We start from the raw sequence: 18,815 nt of genomic DNA, 5'->3' as shown, positions 1-18,815 counted from the left end.
AAATGAACGAAACAAAAACAATATATAAGCCAACACTAAAAGCTGTTAAAGCTGCAGCAGAAAAACTTAGTGGAGTATCATCAGTAACTCCGTTAATTAAAAATGCGCAGTATTCAAAACTGTTTGGAGCCAACATCTATTTTAAAAGGGAGGATTTACAAGAAGTCCGTTCTTATAAAATCCGTGGTGCTTATAACAAAATCTCATCATTATCGGAAACTCAGGTTGAAAATGAAATTGTTTGCGCCAGTGCTGGAAATCATGCTCAAGGCGTTGCTATATCGTGTAAGCTTTTAAAAATAAAAGGTACCATTTTTATGCCTGCACCAACGCCAAATCAAAAGATTGAGCAAGTACAACTATTTGGTGAAGACTATATAGATGTAGTTTTAATTGGTGACACTTTTGATGATGCTTATGATGCCGCAATTGAAGAATGCGAACGATTGAACAAAACATTTATCCACCCATTTAACGACAAGAAAGTGATTGAAGGACAAGCTACGGTCGGACTGGAAATAATAAATCAGGCCAAGGTACAACCAATTCACTATGTGTTTGTGCCTGTTGGAGGAGGTGGTTTATCATCTGGATTGTCTTCAGTGTTTAAAATTTTATCTCCTCAAACTAAAATAATTGGAGCAGAGCCAAAAGGAGCACCATCTATGCGCACATCACTTAAGAACAATCGGGTTACAGAGTTGAAATCGATAGAAAACTTCGTTGATGGAGCGGCTGTAAAGCGTGTGGGTGATTTAAATTTTGAGATTTGTAGAGAAACATTACATGACGTAATTACGGTTGATGAAGGCAAGATTTGTCAGACTATTTTAGACCTTTATAATAAAGATGCCATTGTTGTAGAGCCTGCAGGTGCATTGAGTGTTTCCGCTTTAGAACAGTACACTGAGGATATCCATGGAAAAAATGTGGTTTGCATAATTAGTGGTAGTAACAATGATATTACAAGAACACCAGAAATTAAAGAGCGCGCCTTATTATACGCCAATTTAAAACACTATTTTATCGTTAAGTTTCCGCAACGTGCAGGTGCGCTGCGTGAATTTGTCAGCACTATTTTAGGTCCAACGGACGATATTACCCATTTTGAATACACTAAAAAAGTCAACCGTGAAAACGATGTTGCAGTCGTTGGTTTAGAATTAAAAAAACCAAGTGATTTAGAACCTCTGATTACAAAAATGAAACTTCATAATTTTTATGGAGATTATCTCAATGACAAACCAGATTTGTTTCAATTTTTAATATAATTGCTAAAAAGAATACAATCAGGTGAAAGTACTTAAGTTTGGCGGCACGTCAGTTGCAAATGCCGAAAATATATCAAAGGTTATAGTGATTCTTGTTCAAGAATCCAAAAAGCAAAATGTCGCTGTAGTGGTGTCTGCACTCGGTGGTGTTACTGATGCTCTAATTAAAACAGGAGAACTTGCTACTGAAAAGGATGTATCCTACATCACGGTTTTTGAAAATATTAGAGAAAGACATTTAGAAACCATACAATCTTTAATGTCAAAAGCTCAGTCAAATGCAGTAATTAAAACTGTTGAAGCAAAGCTAGAAGAGCTGAAAAATTTACTTCATGGCATTTATTTGATTAATGAATTTTCAGATAAAACTCGAGATAAAGTTTTAAGTTTTGGAGAGTTATTGTCCTCCTATATTATCTCTAAAGCCTTAAAATTAAAAATAGAAAAATCGTCTTTAAAAGATAGCCGAGAACTGATTGTAACCGATAACTTGCATTCACAAGCCAATGTAAACACTAACGAAACCAATATTAGAATTTCAAGTTTTTTTAAATCCAATAAAGATAAGGTGGTTGTATTACCTGGATTTGTTTCTAGAAGTGAAGAAGGAGAAACAACAACTTTAGGTAGAGGAGGCTCTGATTATACGGCAGCACTTATAGCATCTTCCTTAAAGGTTTCCGACTTGGAGATTTGGACAGATGTAAGTGGTATGTTTACTGCTAACCCTAAATTGGTAAAACAGGCATTTCCGATAGAAGAAATCTCATATCAAGAAGCTATGGAATTATCACATTTTGGAGCCAAGGTTTTGTACCCACCAACAGTACAGCCCGCTTTGCAGAAAAATATTCCTATATATATAAAAAACACATTTCAACCGGAAGCAAAAGGCACTTTAATTTCAAAAAAAGCAGCTTCAAAAAATGGACCAGTTAGAGGGATAAGCCATGTAGAAAATATAGCACTCGTAACGTTAGAGGGTAATGGTATGGTTGGTGTTCCTGGGTTTTCAAAGCGCTTGTTCTCTACATTATCCACAGCACAGATCAATGTGGTTTTAATTACCCAAGCATCTTCAGAACATTCCATTTGTGTTGGTGTTTATAGTGAAGATGCCAAGTTAGCTAAACGCATTTTAGACAATGAGTTTGCTTACGAAATATCACTTAAAAAAATAAAGCCATTATTGGTTGAGGACAACTTGGCTATAATTGCGGTTGTGGGAGACAATATGAAAAACCATCAAGGTATTAGTGGTAGAATGTTTAGGTCCCTAGGGCAAAATAATGTAAATGTTAGAGCCATTGCCCAAGGAGCATCAGAACGAAATATTTCAGCAGTAATCGCTCATAAAGATATTAAAAAAGCTCTTGTTTCACTCCATAATAGATTCTTTGAAAAACAAGTAAAGATCTTAAACTTATTTCTTGTTGGTGTTGGTAACGTAGGCTCAATATTACTAGATCAAATACTGCAACAACAAGAATATTTAAACGAAAATTTGTTGTTAAATATTAAAGTCGTTGGAGTTAGTAACTCTAAAAAAATGGTTTTTGATGAGGAAGGTATTAATTTAAGACACTGGAAAGACCTTATTAAAAAAGGACAACCGAGAACAAATCAAACATTTTTTAACGCAGTTAAAGAGTTTAATTTAAGCAACAGTATTTTTATAGATGTAACAGCTAACGAAGATGTTGCTAAAACCTATGCATCATATTTAAAGGAAAGTATATCAGTAATAGCGTGTAATAAAATAGCGTGCTCATCAACTTATAAGTCTTATAGAGAATTAAAGGACTTGTCTAGAAAATACGGAGCGTCCTTTCTCTTTGAAACCAATGTGGGCGCAGGATTACCAGTCATATACACACTAAACAATTTGATTAATTCAGGTGATAAAATTACTTCAATACAAGCTGTATTATCAGGAAGCTTAAATTTCATTTTCAACAATTTCAATGAAAACAATAGTTTCCACGGTGTTGTAAAACAAGCCCAAAAAGAAGGCTATACCGAACCAGACCCACGTATAGATTTAAGTGGAGTGGATGTTGCTCGTAAAATTTTGATTTTAGCAAGAGAAGCTGGTTATAGAATGGATTTAAAAGATATTAAAAACGAATCTTTTTTACCTAAAGGCAGTTTAGAAGCAAAGACCACAGACGAGTTTTACAAAACCTTAAAGGCAAATGACTCCCATTTTGAAACTATCTATGCAGAAGCAAATGAAAAGGATTGCCAATTAAAATACGTGGCAGAATTTAATGAAGGTAAAGCGGCAGTAGGATTGAAAGCTGTAGACAAAAATCATCCTTTTTACAATCTTGAAGGCAAGGACAATATCGTATTATTTTACTCAGAACGTTATGCACAACAACCTTTAATCATAAAAGGCGCTGGTGCTGGCGCAGAAGTGACTGCGTCAGGGTTGTTTGCAGATATCATTACCTTAGGAAGAAATTAAGACAATGAACCAAGTTAAAATATTTGCTCCGGCAACAGTAGCGAACGTATCATGCGGTTATGATGCTATGGGTTTTGCTTTGCAAGCTCTTGGTGATGAAATGGTTTTTACCAAAACGGATTCTAATGTGGTTACAATTTCAAAAATAGAAGGCGCCGAATTGCCTTTTGAAGCCGATAAAAATGTAGCAGGTGTTGTTGCAAAATTAATGCTAGAAGATAGTAAGTCTGATTTTGGAGTAGATATTCAAATTTTTAAAAAATTTATACCAGGCAGTGGTTTAGGAAGCAGCGCTGCCAGTGCATCTGGTAGTGCGTTTGCAATCAACCAATTGTTAGGAAACAAGTATTCAAACCTAGAGCTCACAAAATTTGCAATGCATGGGGAAGTTGTTGCTTGCGGTTCAGCTATTGCAGACAATGTTGCAGCAGCAATTTATGGAGGTTTTATTTTGGTGAGAAATTACCAACCTTTGGATATCGTTGAGATTCCATCACCTTCAGAATTAGTGGCTACAATCATTCACCCACAAATTGAAGTCAAAACAGAAGATGCTCGTAAGGTTATAAAACCAGAAATACCTATAAAAACAGCTATTGCACAATGGGCAAATGTTGGTGGACTCATTAGTGGATTACATACCTCAGATTTTGATTTAATAAGCCGCTCATTGGTAGATTATGTAGCAGAACCGGCAAGAAAACATTTAATACCGCACTTTGATGCTGTAAAAAATGCAGCTATAGAACAGGGTGCATTGGGAGCAGGAATTTCGGGTTCAGGACCATCAATATTCGCTTTGAGTAAAGGGGTAGAAACAGCAAATAATGTTGCAGAGGCCATGAATAAGATATATAAAGACAAAAACATAGATTACAAAATCTACATCTCTAGAATTAGCACTCATGGAGCAAAAATTATAAATTCAGTTAACGCTAGTTTATAATACATACACTAATCAATCTAGCTTAAAAAGTATCGAATGAACTATTATAGTTTAAATCATAAAGCACCTAAAGTTTCATTTGAAGAAGCTGTCGTCAAAGGTTTGGCACCAGATAAGGGCTTGTACTTTCCTGAGTCGATCACAAAATTACCAGACACCTTTTTTCAGAATATTGAAAAGATGGATAATGTTACGATTGCTTATGAAGTGATTCAGCAATTTATAGGCAATGAAATCCCTAAAAATGAATTAAAAGCTATTCTTGATGATGTATTGAATTTCGATTTTCCTATTGAAAAAGTTGAAGACGATATTTATGCATTGGAATTATACCACGGACCAACAATGGCGTTTAAGGATGTTGGTGCAAGATTTATGGCGAGATGTTTGGGTTATTTTAATAAAGACAAAAAAGAGAATAATGAGGTAACGGTTTTGGTGGCAACGTCTGGAGATACAGGTGGCGCAGTTGCCAGTGGGTTTCTTGGAGTAGATGGTGTTGAGGTTGTCATTTTATACCCAAGTGGAAAAGTAAGTGACATACAAGAAAGACAACTCACAACTTTAGGTCAGAATATTACGGCTTTGGAGGTTGATGGAGTTTTTGACGATTGCCAAGCGATGGTCAAACAGGCGTTTTTGGATTCTGATTATGAAGGAAAACGCGTATTAACTTCGGCAAACTCTATAAACATTGCACGTTGGTTGCCACAAATGTTTTATTTTTTTATTGCTTATAAAGCATTAAAATCTAAAAACAAAAAACTGGTATTTTCTGTTCCAAGTGGCAATTACGGAAATATATGTGCAGGAATGATGGCACAAAAATTAGGATTACCAATTCATCATTTTGTAACTGGCACCAATGCCAACAACGTAGTACCAAACTATTTAGAAACTGGTAAATACGTAGCAAAACAATCAGTACAGACCATTTCCAATGCTATGGATGTTGGTGACCCAAGCAATTTCATCCGAATAAAAGAATTGCACAACAATAATTTTGAAACATTGCGTAATAATCTTTCGGGTTACAGTTATTCCGACGCAGAAACAACGGAATCTATTGAGAACCTATATTCAAAATTTAATTATATCGCAGATCCTCACGGCGCTATAGGATATTTAGCATTAAAAGCTTATTTGAAAGACAAAACCCATACTCTGGGAGTGTTTTTAGAAACCGCACATCCAATAAAATTTTTGGATGTTATGCCTAAAACCATTGCTAAAGAAATTAAAATGCCACCTCAGATCGAAGCTGTTCTGAACAAGGATAAGAAACGGATTAAAATATCCAATTACAATCAACTAAAATCATATTTGTTGAGCTAAATAAAGTAATTATGAGTCTTAAAGTAAATATTCCAAAAGAATTTCAAATTGAGAAACCACTACACCAGGAGACCTATTTGGTTAATGGTGAATTACGGATATGGAGAGGACAAACTTCAGAAGTGTACTCTACGATTTCATCAACTGATGACTATAAACCAACACTGTTGGGCACTATCCCAACCTTAGGAAAAAAAGAAGCAATCAGTGCGTTGGACGCTGCGGTCAATGCCTATGACAACGGTCAAGGTTTATGGCCTACAATGAAGGTTGAAGACAGGATTGCTTGTATGGAAAAGTTTGTTTCACAAATGAAAACCAAACGAGAGGAAGTGGTTAAGCTTTTAATGTGGGAAATTGGTAAAAACCTGCCAGACTCTCAAAAGGAATTTGATAGAACGGTAGAATATATTTACGATACAATTGAAGATTACAAACAAATGGATCGCGATAGTGCAAAGTTTCATAAACATGATGGAGTTAGAGCACATATAAGAAGAGGACCATTAGGTGTTGTATTGTGCTTAGGACCTTATAATTACCCTTTAAATGAAACCTTCGCTTTATTGATTCCAGCTATCATAATGGGAAACACCACAATTTTTAAACCAGCTAAACATGGTGTATTGTTATTGTCTCCGTTATTGGAGGCGTTTCAAAATAGTTTTCCAAAAGGGGTAGTGAATATTTTATATGGAAGAGGTAGAACAGTGGCCGCACCAATTATGCAAACCGGTAAGGTTGATGTATTGGCTTTAATAGGAAATAGTAAATCTGCTAACGCGTTGCAAAACCAACATCCAAAAAGTAACAGATTGCGTTTGGTGTTAGGTTTGGAGGCTAAAAATCCTGCAATTGTTTTACCTGATGCAGACTTGGATCTTGCAATTACCGAATGTATTGCAGGCACCACATCATTTAATGGTCAACGCTGTACAGCATTGAAAGTGCTCTATGTGCATGAGGATATTGTGGAGGAATTCAACAAGAGGTTTTCAGCAATAGTAGATGCACTTAAGTTTGGAAACCCATGGGAGGAAGGTGTAAAACTTACGCCTTTACCAGAACCAGATAAGCCTGCTTATATTCAGGGCTTAATAGATGATGCTCTTGCGAAAGGTGCTATAATTATCAATGAAAAAGGTGGAGAAACTAGTGAAAATTATATTTTTCCTGCTGTACTTTATCCAGTGTCAAAGGATATGAGAGTATTTCAAGAGGAGCAATTTGGACCAGTAATTCCCGTAATTTCATTTAGTGATATCGAAGAACCTTTGGATGATATGGCAGAATCTAATTACGGACAGCAAGTCAGCTTATTTGGTAAAGATGTTAATACATTGGCGCCATTAATTGACACTTTGGTGAATCTGGTTTGTAGAGTTAATCTCAATAGTTCTTGTCAGCGTGGACCAGATGTTTATCCCTTTACCGGTAGAAAGGATTCTGCAGTAGCAACGTTAAGCGTTCATGATGCATTACGTTCGTTCTCCATAAGAACGTTTGTGGCTTTAAAAGACAATGCCTATAATAATGAGATTTTACAAGATTTGTTGGATTCTAAAGCCTCAAACTTTGTTAACACGGATTATATATTGTAAACGAAATAGCTTAAAAATGAGATATTTATAATTTATAGGCTCATAATTCATAAATTCATAAAAGTTCTAAGAAACTGATTTTTAAAGGTCTTTAATAGAAAATTAATTTATAGATTAGCCTCATGTTCACACTAAGACATAAATATAGAAGACCCAGACCCACAGAACTGAATCTGGAGAAACGCCGTCGCTAATTCTTCATTTTAGCAACAAACTCTATAGTCAATTTTATTTCTTTTACTGTGTACAACTCAATTTTCAATACCAATTTTTTATCACTAATTATCTCAACAGATAATAACAGTGCAGAGCGTCGCTTTTTTCCACGTCGCCCGTAAGGGTACATTTCTATTTACGGAACCTAGGTGAGTCCGGTTCTACTTTCAAAAACAACTTCAAAATTTTAATTTTTTAAATCGATTACAGTGAAAATTATCATTGCTGATAAGTCACATAGTATATATGCAGATATCATCTGCAAAACCATAGAAGATGCTGCGCAAGTTAGAGGAACTGGTATTGCCAAGCGTCAGCCAAAATACATCATCTCTAAGATGGAAAATGGTAATGCGGTTATTGCTTTAAACGGAGATGAATTTGCTGGTTTTTGCTATATCGAAGCATGGAGCCATGGCAAATTTGTAGCAAATTCTGGTCTGATTGTGCACCCAAATTATAGGAATCAAGGTCTTGCGAAAAAAATTAAGAAAGTAATTTTCGACCATTCAAGAACTAAGTTTCCAGAGGCCAAAATCTTCAGTATCACAACTGGTTTAGCGGTTATGAAAATGAATAGCGAGCTAGGTTATAAACCCGTTACGTTTTCAGAATTAACCGATGATCAATCCTTTTGGAAAGGTTGCCAAACCTGTAAAAACTTTGATGTTTTGACAAGAACAGAACAAAAAATGTGCTTGTGTACAGGTATGCTCTATGACCCAAATAAAAAAGAGATTTCAAAATCGAAAGAAAGAAAAATTGATAAAAAAGCTTGGACAAGATTGAAAAACATAAAGCAATCCATGTTCTTGAAAAAAGATAAAAAATGAAAAATAAAGGAAAACTTGTTATTGCCTATAGTGGCGGATTGGATACATCTTACTGTGCTGTTAGTTTAAGCAAAGCAGGATACGATGTTCACGCAGTGAGTGTAAATACAGGCGGTTTCACAGCTGAAGAAATAAAAACTATTGAGAACAATGCCTACAAAATGGGTGTTTCAACCTATAAAAATATTGATGCCATTGCTTCCTATTACGAAAAAGTAATCAAGTATTTAATATTCGGAAATGTGTTGAAGAACAACACCTATCCTTTATCAGTGAGTGCAGAACGTATCATCCAAGCCATTGAAATTATTCAATATGCAAAAAGTATTGACGCAAAATTTATCGCACACGGCAGTACAGGAGCAGGAAACGACCAAGTGCGTTTTGATATGATTTTTCAAACTTTGGCACCAGAAATTGAAATTATAACACCTATTAGAGACCAAAAATTAACCCGACAACACGAGATTGATTATTTAAAGAAAAACGGTATCGATATGTCTTGGGAAAAAGCGCAGTATTCTATAAACAAAGGACTTTGGGGAACAAGCGTTGGTGGTGCGGAAACCTTAACTTCAGAGAAACCTTTGCCAGATTCAGCTTACCCTTCACAATTGAAAAAAGAAGGTAAGGAACAAGTAACATTGACTTTTGAAAAAGGAGAACTAACAGCAATTAACGGAAATAAAAACAGACCAGAATTAAATATTGAGATATTGAACAATAGAGCATCAGCTTTTGCCATCGGAAGGGATATTCATGTTGGTGATACCATTGTGGGCATTAAAGGTCGTGTTGGTTTTGAAGCTGCTGCTGCTTTAATCATTATCAAAGCACATCATTTGTTAGAAAAACATACGTTGACCAAATGGCAATTACAACACAAAGAATACTTGTCTAGTTTTTACGGAATGCATTTGCACGAAGGACAGTATTTAGATCCTGTAATGCGAGATATGGAAGCCTTTTTTCAGAGTAGTCAGGACAAGGTTTCAGGTGATGTTTTTGTGACGCTAAAACGGTATCATTTCATTTTGGAGGGTATTGAGTCCAATCACGATTTAATGAATGCCAAATTCGGGAGTTATGGCGAGGAAAATAAAGGCTGGACAGCTAACGAAGCCAAAGGCTTTATAAAAATCCTAGGCAATCAAAACAAAATATATCAACAAGTAAATCAAAACGCATGATACAAGTAGGAATTATTGGTGGAGCTGGTTACACGGCAGGAGAGTTAATCCGATTGTTGATTCATCACCCAAAAGTGAATATCGATTTTGTTTTCAGTACATCAAATGCAGGAAACCACGTTGCTGAAGTGCATCAAGACTTAGTGGGAGAAAACATTAAGTTTTCGAGCGAAATCAATCCGAAAGTAGATGTGTTGTTTTTGTGTTTGGGCCATGGCAATTCAAAAGCATTTTTAAATGAAAATGAATTTTCAGACAATACAAAAATCACTGATTTGAGTAATGATTTCAGATTACAAAAGGATGAAATATTCAATGGTAAAACGTTTGTTTATGGTTTGCCAGAACTGAATAAAGACGCTATTGAAAATGCAAATTATATTGCTAATCCAGGTTGTTTTGCCACAGCCATTCAGCTGGCTTTACTACCATTGGCAAAGTCAGATTTGTTAAAAGATGATGTTCACGTCAATGCCGTGACAGGTGCAACAGGTGCAGGAACATCATTATCTGCAACCACACATTTTACTTGGCGCGACAACAATTTTTCACATTACAAAGCTTTTACACATCAGCATTTGGATGAAATAAATCAGACTGTGAAAAAATTACAAAGTGATTTTAAATCAGACATCAACTTTATGCCTAATCGCGGTAATTTTTCCAGAGGAATTTTTGCTACCCTTTATACCAAGTTTAGCGGTAGTTTGGATGAAGCAAAATGGTTGTATTCAGAATTTTATAATAATGCTGAATTTGTTGTGATTTCAGATGAAAATATTCATCTAAAACAAGTGGTAAACACCAACAATTGTATCCTTCATTTGCACAAACACAAAGATAAATTATTGGTAACGAGCATTATTGACAATCTCTTGAAAGGTGCTTCAGGACAAGCAGTTCAAAACATGAATTTAATGTTTGGTTTTGCAGAAACTGAAGGCTTACAATTGAAGGCGAATTACTTTTAAAAACGTCATTGCGAGGAACGAAGCAATCTGCTTAAAAAGATTATTTCAGTAACCTTCGTAATGACACAGAACATAAAAAGATGAAAATAGCAATCATAGGAACAGGAAACTTAGGAAAGTCCATCGCCAAAGGGCTTATAACCAATAATGCCATAACCACACTTTATTTAACCAAAAGAAACTTGAGTGATATTCAGGAATTAGATGGTTATAAAAATGTGATTTTAACAACAGATAATATCGAAGCCGTAAAGCAATCCGATATTTTGATATTTGCCGTTCAACCAGCGCATTTTGAAGCAATTTTAAATGACATCAAACCGCATTTGACCGAAAATCATGTCCTAATTTCAACGATTACAGGATTCCTGATTCCAAAAATTGAAAAAATTGTTGGAGAAGATATTTTCATTATTCGCGCTATGCCAAATACAGCCATAGCAGTTGGTAAATCCATGACCTGTTTATGCTGCAATGAAAAAGGTGAAAAGCGTATTAAAATTGCAGAGGCTATTTTCAATCGTTTGGGACATTCGCTGAAAATTCCTGAATCACAAATGCAAGCAGCTACTGTAGTTTGTGCTAGTGGAATTGCCTTTTGGATGCGGTTGATTCGTGCTACAACACAAGCTGCAATTCAATTGGGTTTTGATGCCAAAGAGGCTCAGGAATTGGCCATGTACACTAGTGAAGGAGCAGCAAATTTATTAATCACAAATGGTGATCACCCTGAAGAGGAAATAGACCGAGTCACCACACCAATGGGTTGCACCATTGAAGGTCTGAATGAGATGGAGCACAAAGGATTGAGTTCGTCGCTAATTCAAGGAATGGTGGCATCTTTTAAGAAAATAAATAGCATTAAAAAAGAACAGATATGAGCTTGTTCAACGTTTATCCATTATTCGATATTACACCTGTAAGAGCTAAAGATATCTACGTTTATGATCAAAACAATGTAGAATATTTGGATTTATATGGAGGTCATGCCGTCATTTCAATCGGACATTCCCACCCAAAATATGTTAAGGCAATTTCGGATCAAGTTGAAAAATTAGGTTTTTATAGTAACTCTATTCAAAATCCATTACAAGTTGATTTGGCCAATAAACTAGTAACTCTATCTAGTTGCAAAAACTATCAATTGTTTTTATGTAATTCTGGTGCAGAAGCTAATGAAAATGCTCTAAAACTAGCCTCTTTTCATAACGGAAAGAAAAAAGTTATAGCGTTTAAAAATGGATTCCACGGACGAACGTCTGCTGCAGTCGCAGCAACAGATAACCCTAAAATTATTGCACCAATAAATGCACAACAAGAAGTTGAAATTTTAAGACTAGGTGATTTGGACACATTAGAAAAAGCACTTGCTAAAAACGATGTTTGCGCTGTGATAATTGAATGTATCCAAGGTGTTGGTGGATTGGACGAAAGCACAACCAAATTTTATCAAGGCTTAGAAAATCTTTGCAGAAAATATAGCGCCTGTTTTATAGCGGACGAAGTCCAGTCTGGTTTTGGTAGAACTGGAGATTTTTTTGCCTTTCAAAAACACAATATTACACCAGATATCATATCAATGGCAAAGGGCATGGGTAATGGTTTTCCTGTGGGGGGAATATTGATTCACTCAAACATCAAACCATCTTATGGATTGTTGGGAACAACATTTGGCGGTAATCATTTGGCATGTGTGGCATCTTCAATCGTTTTGGGTGTTATTAAAGAAGAAAACTTAATGCAAAATGTAAAAGACATTTCAGCATATTTTATGGATAAAGCTAAAGGTATTTCAAAAATAAAACAGGTAAAAGGTAGAGGGTTAATGTTGGGTTTGGAGTTTGATTTTCCGGTTGCAGAATTACGAAAAAAGCTCATTTTTAACCACTATATATTTACAGGAAGTGCAAAAAATCCTAATGTGTTGCGGATTCTCCCACCTTTTACGATTCAGAAAAAACATATTGATGTGTTTTTTGAGGCTTTAGAAAAAGAATTAAAAATGAGAAAATAAATGATTTGAAAACACCCCTAAAGTCCCCTCAAGGGGACAATAGTACCTAAGTTGATTTGAGGATTGTCCCCTTGAGGAGACTTTAGGGGTGTAAAACGAGTTAAAAAAGTTAATCCTCTTTCGTGAGAAATAAATATGAAAAGCTACACCAAAATAAAAGACATACCCAACCTTTCAGAAACCATAAAGGATGCTATTTTATTAAAAATGAACCCTTTTGAATTTCAAGATTTGGGCAAAAACAAAACCTTAGTAATGCTCTTTTTCAATTCGAGTTTAAGAACACGATTAAGTACTGAAAAAGCAGCAAGAAACTTAGGAATGGAAGTAATGATTTTGAATGTAAACGACGCGTGGCAATTAGAATTTGAAGATGGAACCATCATGAATGCCAACACCCCAGAACATATCAAAGAAGCTGCGCAAGTAATTTCACAGTATGCCGATGTTATAGCTGTTAGGGCATTTTCAGCTTTAAAGGATAAAACAAGGGATGAAAGCGAATATGTTTTAAAAAGCTTTAAAAAATATGCAACAGTACCAATCGTAAATATGGAAAGTTCTACAGCGCATCCACTACAGGCTCTGGCAGATGCCACTACGATTTCAGAACTAACAGAAAAGGCAACACCAAAGGTAGTATTGTCCTGGGCACCTCATCCAAAAGCTTTGCCTCAAGCCGTGGCAAATTCTTTTGTAGAAATGATGCAATACTTGGAAGTTGATTTAACCATTACACATCCCAAAGGTTACGAGTTAAATAAAGAAATTACCAAGGAGACACCCATAAATTACGATCAAGAAGAAGCGTTAAAAGATGCCGATTTTGCATACGTTAAAAACTGGAGCAGCTACAATGACTATGGAACAGTATTGCATCAAGATGAAAATTGGATGATGACGAAAGCAAAGCTGGGAAATGCAAAATTCATGCACTGTTTACCTGTGAGAAGAAATGTTGTGGTTGAAGATGCCGTTTTGGATAGTGGCCAATCTGTGGTTATTCAGCAAGCTAATAACAGAACTTATGCGGCTCAAGTTGTTTTGAAGCAGATATTGGAAAATCTGTGATCATATTTCATTGTCATTCCTGCGTAGGCAGGAATCCATCTTAAATAATTGTGGATTCCCGTTTTCACGGGAATGACAAAAAAGGCAAAAAATGAAAACACTAAAAATCATAAAAATAGGAGGAAACATCATCGATGATAACGAAGCATTGCATTCATTTTTAAAAGAATTTGCCTCCATTGATGGACCAAAATTATTAGTGCACGGAGGTGGAAAATCAGCCACAAAACTCGCCAACCAAATGAAAGTTGAGGTTAAAATGATTGATGGAAGGCGTATTACTGATGCCGAAACACTAGATGTTATTACAATGGTTTACGCAGGGAAAATCAATAAAAATATAGTTGCTCAATTACAAGCAAGTAATTGTAATGCTATTGGGTTTTCTGGTGCAGATGGGAATGCCATTGTTTCAGAAAAACGACCAATTAAAACCATAGACTACGGTTTTGTTGGCGATGTAAAAAAAGTAAACACAAACGCTTTAGAGATTATACTAAACAACGCAATCATACCTGTTTTTTGCGCTATAACACATGATGGAAACGGACAATTACTTAACACAAATGCAGATACTATTGCATCAGCTTTGGCAATTGATTTATCAAATATTTTCAATACAGAACTGTATTATTGTTTTGAAAAAAATGGTGTTTTGGTCGATGTAAATAATAACGATTCTGTTATAGAACACATCAACTCACAGACCTATCAAGAATTAAAATCGAATGGAATTATTTATGAAGGTATGTTGCCAAAAATTGACAACTGTTTTCATGCCATAACCCATAATGTGAACAAGGTTTGCATTGGAAAACCTGAAATGCTTTTCAATGCAAAAACAAAATATACAACGATTACAAAATGATAGAAAGATTAACTACAAAGGCAATAAAATTGCTGAAGACACTCATTGAAACTCCCTCGTATTCTTCAGAGGAAGACCAAACGGCAACTTATATCGAGACGTGGTTTCGAGAACTGAACATGCCCTGTAAACGGATTAAAAATAATGTTTGGGCAACCAATAAATATTTTAAAGAAACCAAACCTACATTGCTTTTAAATTCGCATCACGATACCGTAAAACCAAATAATGGTTACACCAAAGATCCTTTTAAAGCTATTGTAGAGGATGGAAAATTATACGGTTTGGGTAGTAACGATGCTGGTGGTTGCTTAGTAAGTTTGTTGGCTGCTTTTGCGTATTTCTATGATAAAAAAGACTTAGCATACAATCTCGTAATTGTTGCTTCTGCAGAAGAGGAAAACAGTGGAGATAATGGTTTAAATAGTATGTTAAGCATTATTCCAAAAATTGATGTGGCCATTATTGGCGAACCAACATTGATGAATTTAGCCATCGCGGAAAAAGGTTTGGTGGTCTTTGATGCCGTTGTTAAAGGTACGCCAAGTCACGCAGCACATCCCAATGAGAATAATGCGATTTACAATTCCATTTCGGTATTGGATTGGTTTAAGAACTATACCTTCAAGAAATCATCAGAAGCTTTGGGAGATGTAAAAATGACCGTTACCCAAATTAATGCAGGGAAGCAGCATAATGCGGTTCCCGCAGAAGTAAATTTGGTCGTAGATGTTCGTGTTAATGACAAATATTCCAACCAGGAAATTGTTGATATTTTAAAGGATGAAGCACCATGCGATAGTATCATTCCGCGAAGTATAAAATTAAATTCGTCGTTTATACCAATTGACCACCCTTTGGTAGTCGCTGGTGTTGAAATAGGAAGAAGTACCTATGGTTCACCAACATTATCGGACCAAGCGGTTTTGAGTTGTCCATCGTTGAAGTTAGGACCTGGTGATAGCACGCGTTCACATAGTGCTGATGAATTTATTTATATCAATGAAATTGAAGAAGGGATAAAGATTTATATTGAATTGTTAGAAAAGATACTATAAACACTAATAAAAATGTCATTTTGAAGGTGGTGAAGCAATTTTATAATAAATAGACAGATTGCTTCGTCATTTTTCCTCGCAATGACAGTAAAATTGATAATTATGAAACTTTGGGATAAAGGATTTTCAATCGATAAAAAAATAGAACAGTTCACTGTTGGTAACGACAGGGAAATCGACCTACATATTGCAAAATACGATGTTCAGGCATCATTGGCACACGCGATAATGCTAGAATCAATTGGCATTATTACGTCGGAAGAATTACAGAAACTCAAAAGCGGATTAGGAGTAATTGCAGAAACCATTGAAAACAGAACTTTTGTAATTGAAGATTCGTTTGAAGATGTACATTCTAAAATCGAGTTTGAATTGACTAAAACCCTTGGTGAAGTTGGAAAAAAAATTCACACTGCAAGGTCTAGAAACGATCAAGTTTTGGTGGCGCTTCAATTATATTATAAAGAGAGTCTACAAATCATTAATGATAAAACTAAAACGTTTTTCGATACACTCTTAAGTCTAGCCGAAACACATAAATCAAAATTATTACCAGGTTACACACATTTGCAAGTTGCTATGCCGTCATCATTTGGATTGTGGTTTTCTGCTTATGCCGAATTGTTGATTGATGATGTTTATGTGCTGAATGCCGTTTCAAAAATAGTAGATCAGAACCCATTGGGTTCAGCGGCTGGCTATGGGAGTTCATTTCCCATTGATAGAAATATCACAACTGAGGAATTAGGATTTTCAACTTTAAAATTTAATGTGGTTGCAGCTCAATTGAGCAGAGGTAAATGTGAACGTGTTATTGCAAATGCTTTAGGCGGCTTGTGCAACACCATGTCACGATTCGCCATGGATATTTGTCTCTATATGAGTCAGAATTTTGGATTTATTAGTTTTCCAGATAAGCTGACCACAGGTAGTAGTATCATGCCACATAAAAAGAATCCTGATGTGTTTGAGTTGATTCGTGGGAAGTGCAATAAAATTCAAGCCTTACATTCCGAAATGTTGCTCATCACCAATAATCTTCCAAGTGGTTATCACAGAGATTTTCAATTGTTGAAAGAAAATATTATCAACGCTTTTGAAGATGTAAAAGACATTTTGGATATTTTCAATTATGCCATTCAGCAAATCATAGTAAAAGATATTGACTTGAATGACGAAAAGCACCAATACCTCTTTACGGTAGACAGTATTAATAATTTGGTAGTTGAGGGAATGAGCTTTAGGGAAGCATATCAAAAAATAGGAAACGAAGTTCAGGCAGGGACTTACAAACCAGATTTAGGAAAAGAACATTCCCATATGGGGAGTATTCATAATTTGGGTTTGGAATATATTAGGAAAAAGTTTCCTGAATAAATGTTCAAAACCTAATGTGATTGCTGCGAGACCATAAGAAATAAAAAAAGCATCTTAAACAAGATGCTTTAAATATTGCCACCAGAATTAATCCCCTAACCCTAAAACTAGCGACTTTTTTTAATTTTATATTCTCGGCAAATCATTGTCATCTTTTAATGGCAAATTGGATTCACCCATTAAATAGGCATCGACGTGATGAGCGGCTTGGCGGCCTTCTGAAATTGCCCAAACAATTAAGGACTGTCCTCTACGCATATCACCAGCAGCAAAAATGCCAGGCACATTAGTTGCATAATCCTTTGTTGATGCTTCAATATTGGTTCTAAAATCCATATTGAGACCAAACTGGTCTGCAAGTGTTTTTTCTGAGCCTGTAAAACCAAGTGCTAATAAGGCCAATTCACATTTCCATTCTCTTTCTGTGCCTTCAATTTCTTTCAGTTGTGGACGCTCACCGGGTTTAAAAATCCATTCTACCTCAACAGTTTTCAACCCTTTTAGATGACCATTTTTATTTCCTAAAAATTCTTTGGTCGAAATACTAAAAAAACGTTCTACACCTTCTCGATGAGACGATGTTGTCTTTAACTTCATTGGCCAATAAGGCCAAGGCTGATGTGCTGGGCGACCTTCTGTTGGCTTGCTTAAAATTTCAAAATTGGTAACCGATTTCGCTCCGTGCCGATTTGAGGTTCCAATACAATCACTTCCTGTATCTCCGCCTCCTATAACAATTACATTTTTGTCTTTTGCTGAAATAATATCTTCAAAATCCTTTAGGCCATCCACATACTCATTGTTCTGTTTTAGAAAATCCATGGCTTGAACAACACCTTTTAAATCGGCTCCAGGAATTGGGATCTGTCGCCTTACAGTTGCTCCTCCACATAACACTATAGAATCAAACTCATCTTTCAACCTATTGGCATCAATATTTCCACCAACATGAGCATTTGTTTTAAAGGAAATGCCCTCTTCTTCTAGTACCTTGAGGCGTCTGTCGATGATATGTTTTTCCATCTTAAAATCAGGAATGCCATAGCGTAATAAGCCACCGATCTTTTCGTCGCGTTCAAAAACGGTAACCGAATGACCTGCTCTGTTCAGTTGCTGAGCAGCTGCTAATCCTGCTGGTCCAGAACCAACAACGGCCACAGTTTTACCAGTTCTTGTTTTGGGAGGTTGTGCAGTAACCCAGCCTTCAGCAAAAGCTTGTTCAACAATATTTTTTTCGATGTTTTCGATGGTTACAGGATCTTCATTAATGCCTAGCACGCACGCTTCCTCACAAGGCGCAGGACATAAGCGACCCGTAAATTCTGGGAAATTATTGGTTTTGTGTAAAATCTCTGCGGCTTCTTTCCACTTGCCTTTGTAAACTTTGTCGTTAAAATCTGGTATTAAATTTCCAAGCGGACAGCCACTATGGCAAAATGGAATACCACAATCCATACAACGCGCACCTTGATTTTTCAACTTTTTTTCTTCAAGCGGAATGGTGAACTCCTTATAATTTGTAACGCGCTCTTGTGGCTTTACATAACTTTCGTTCTCTCGCTTATACTCTAAAAATCCTGTTAACTTTCCCATA

General features: G+C 35.8%; 15 protein-coding genes. 14 read left to right on the top strand and 1 reads right to left on the bottom strand.

Annotated elements, in window-relative coordinates; genetic code table 11:
* Positions 1-2: 2 nt before the first annotated feature.
* From ilvA to argH, 14 genes are all read left to right on the top strand, one after another.
* Positions 3-1,271 carry a threonine ammonia-lyase IlvA gene (ilvA, locus tag F1003_RS09225; RefSeq protein ID WP_155089120.1) on the top strand — a complete coding sequence of 423 codons (1,269 nt, stop codon included), beginning with the start codon at positions 3-5 and terminating at the stop codon, positions 1,269-1,271.
* Between the two features lie 22 nt (positions 1,272-1,293).
* Entirely contained in the window at positions 1,294-3,741 is a 2,448-nt protein-coding gene (gene thrA, locus F1003_RS09220) for a bifunctional aspartate kinase/homoserine dehydrogenase I (protein WP_162306942.1), read from the top strand.
* 4 nt (positions 3,742-3,745) lie between these two features.
* Positions 3,746-4,687, top strand: a complete 942-nt coding sequence (locus F1003_RS09215; protein ID WP_155089119.1) for a homoserine kinase — start codon at positions 3,746-3,748, stop codon at positions 4,685-4,687.
* Between the two features lie 36 nt (positions 4,688-4,723).
* Positions 4,724-6,022 carry a threonine synthase gene (thrC, locus tag F1003_RS09210; protein WP_155089118.1) on the top strand — a complete coding sequence of 433 codons (1,299 nt, stop codon included), beginning with the start codon at positions 4,724-4,726 and terminating at the stop codon, positions 6,020-6,022.
* 11 nt (positions 6,023-6,033) lie between these two features.
* Positions 6,034-7,623: an NADP-dependent glyceraldehyde-3-phosphate dehydrogenase gene (locus tag F1003_RS09205; protein WP_155089117.1), complete on the top strand. Its 1,590-nt coding sequence runs from the start codon at positions 6,034-6,036 to the stop codon at positions 7,621-7,623.
* 425 nt (positions 7,624-8,048) lie between these two features.
* Complete coding sequence (locus F1003_RS09200; protein ID WP_162306941.1) at positions 8,049-8,672, top strand: GNAT family N-acetyltransferase; 624 nt, start codon at positions 8,049-8,051, stop codon at positions 8,670-8,672.
* Positions 8,669-9,862 (top strand): argininosuccinate synthase, encoded by a 1,194-nt coding sequence (locus tag F1003_RS09195; protein ID WP_155089116.1) that lies wholly within the window; start codon positions 8,669-8,671, stop codon positions 9,860-9,862. The genes F1003_RS09200 and F1003_RS09195 overlap by 4 nt, the downstream gene beginning before the upstream one ends.
* On the top strand, positions 9,859-10,833 hold the full coding sequence (gene argC / locus F1003_RS09190) for an N-acetyl-gamma-glutamyl-phosphate reductase (protein WP_155089115.1): 975 nt from the start codon (positions 9,859-9,861) through the stop codon (positions 10,831-10,833). Before F1003_RS09195 ends, argC begins: the two co-directional genes overlap by 4 nt.
* An 80-nt stretch (positions 10,834-10,913) precedes the next feature.
* Positions 10,914-11,714 carry a pyrroline-5-carboxylate reductase gene (proC, locus tag F1003_RS09185; protein WP_155089114.1) on the top strand — a complete coding sequence of 267 codons (801 nt, stop codon included), beginning with the start codon at positions 10,914-10,916 and terminating at the stop codon, positions 11,712-11,714.
* Positions 11,711-12,847: an aspartate aminotransferase family protein gene (locus F1003_RS09180; RefSeq protein WP_155089113.1), complete on the top strand. Its 1,137-nt coding sequence runs from the start codon at positions 11,711-11,713 to the stop codon at positions 12,845-12,847. The genes proC and F1003_RS09180 overlap by 4 nt, the downstream gene beginning before the upstream one ends.
* A 135-nt stretch (positions 12,848-12,982) precedes the next feature.
* Complete coding sequence (locus tag F1003_RS09175; RefSeq protein WP_155089112.1) at positions 12,983-13,918, top strand: Rossmann-fold NAD(P)-binding domain-containing protein; 936 nt, start codon at positions 12,983-12,985, stop codon at positions 13,916-13,918.
* A gap of 91 nt (positions 13,919-14,009) precedes the next feature.
* Complete coding sequence (gene argB / locus F1003_RS09170; RefSeq protein ID WP_155089111.1) at positions 14,010-14,786, top strand: acetylglutamate kinase; 777 nt, start codon at positions 14,010-14,012, stop codon at positions 14,784-14,786.
* A complete protein-coding gene (locus F1003_RS09165) occupies positions 14,783-15,844 on the top strand; it encodes a M20 family metallo-hydrolase (protein WP_155089110.1) in 1,062 nt (353 codons plus the stop codon). Before argB ends, F1003_RS09165 begins: the two co-directional genes overlap by 4 nt.
* A gap of 102 nt (positions 15,845-15,946) precedes the next feature.
* On the top strand, positions 15,947-17,221 hold the full coding sequence (argH, locus tag F1003_RS09160; protein WP_155089109.1) for an argininosuccinate lyase: 1,275 nt from the start codon (positions 15,947-15,949) through the stop codon (positions 17,219-17,221).
* Between the two features lie 126 nt (positions 17,222-17,347).
* On the opposite strand, the gene F1003_RS09155 is transcribed toward argH, so the two are convergent.
* Positions 17,348-18,814, bottom strand: a complete 1,467-nt coding sequence (locus tag F1003_RS09155) for a glutamate synthase subunit beta (protein ID WP_155089108.1) — start codon at positions 18,812-18,814, stop codon at positions 17,348-17,350.
* Between the last annotated feature and the right edge of the window lies 1 nt (position 18,815).

The organism is Winogradskyella ouciana (assembly GCF_009709615.1).
Classification (GTDB): Bacteria; Bacteroidota; Bacteroidia; order Flavobacteriales; family Flavobacteriaceae; genus Winogradskyella; species Winogradskyella ouciana.
This window is presented reverse-complemented; position numbering and strand designations above follow the sequence as displayed.

What these genes read in the sequence shown, in the direction of transcription:
- thrC (WP_155089118.1), top strand. Translation starts at nt 4,724, where the DNA reads ATGAACTATTATAGTTTAAATCATAAAGCACCTAAAGTTTCATTTGAA.
- argC (WP_155089115.1), top strand. Translation starts at nt 9,859, where the DNA reads ATGATACAAGTAGGAATTATTGGTGGAGCTGGTTACACGGCAGGAGAG.
- argB (WP_155089111.1), top strand. Translation starts at nt 14,010, where the DNA reads ATGAAAACACTAAAAATCATAAAAATAGGAGGAAACATCATCGATGAT.
- proC (WP_155089114.1), top strand. Translation starts at nt 10,914, where the DNA reads ATGAAAATAGCAATCATAGGAACAGGAAACTTAGGAAAGTCCATCGCC.
- F1003_RS09155 (WP_155089108.1), bottom strand. Translation starts at nt 18,814, where the DNA reads ATGGGAAAGTTAACAGGATTTTTAGAGTATAAGCGAGAGAACGAAAGT.
- F1003_RS09165 (WP_155089110.1), top strand. Translation starts at nt 14,783, where the DNA reads ATGATAGAAAGATTAACTACAAAGGCAATAAAATTGCTGAAGACACTC.
- F1003_RS09180 (WP_155089113.1), top strand. Translation starts at nt 11,711, where the DNA reads ATGAGCTTGTTCAACGTTTATCCATTATTCGATATTACACCTGTAAGA.
- ilvA (WP_155089120.1), top strand. Translation starts at nt 3, where the DNA reads ATGAACGAAACAAAAACAATATATAAGCCAACACTAAAAGCTGTTAAA.
- F1003_RS09175 (WP_155089112.1), top strand. Translation starts at nt 12,983, where the DNA reads ATGAAAAGCTACACCAAAATAAAAGACATACCCAACCTTTCAGAAACC.
- F1003_RS09205 (WP_155089117.1), top strand. Translation starts at nt 6,034, where the DNA reads ATGAGTCTTAAAGTAAATATTCCAAAAGAATTTCAAATTGAGAAACCA.
- argH (WP_155089109.1), top strand. Translation starts at nt 15,947, where the DNA reads ATGAAACTTTGGGATAAAGGATTTTCAATCGATAAAAAAATAGAACAG.
- F1003_RS09195 (WP_155089116.1), top strand. Translation starts at nt 8,669, where the DNA reads ATGAAAAATAAAGGAAAACTTGTTATTGCCTATAGTGGCGGATTGGAT.
- F1003_RS09215 (WP_155089119.1), top strand. Translation starts at nt 3,746, where the DNA reads ATGAACCAAGTTAAAATATTTGCTCCGGCAACAGTAGCGAACGTATCA.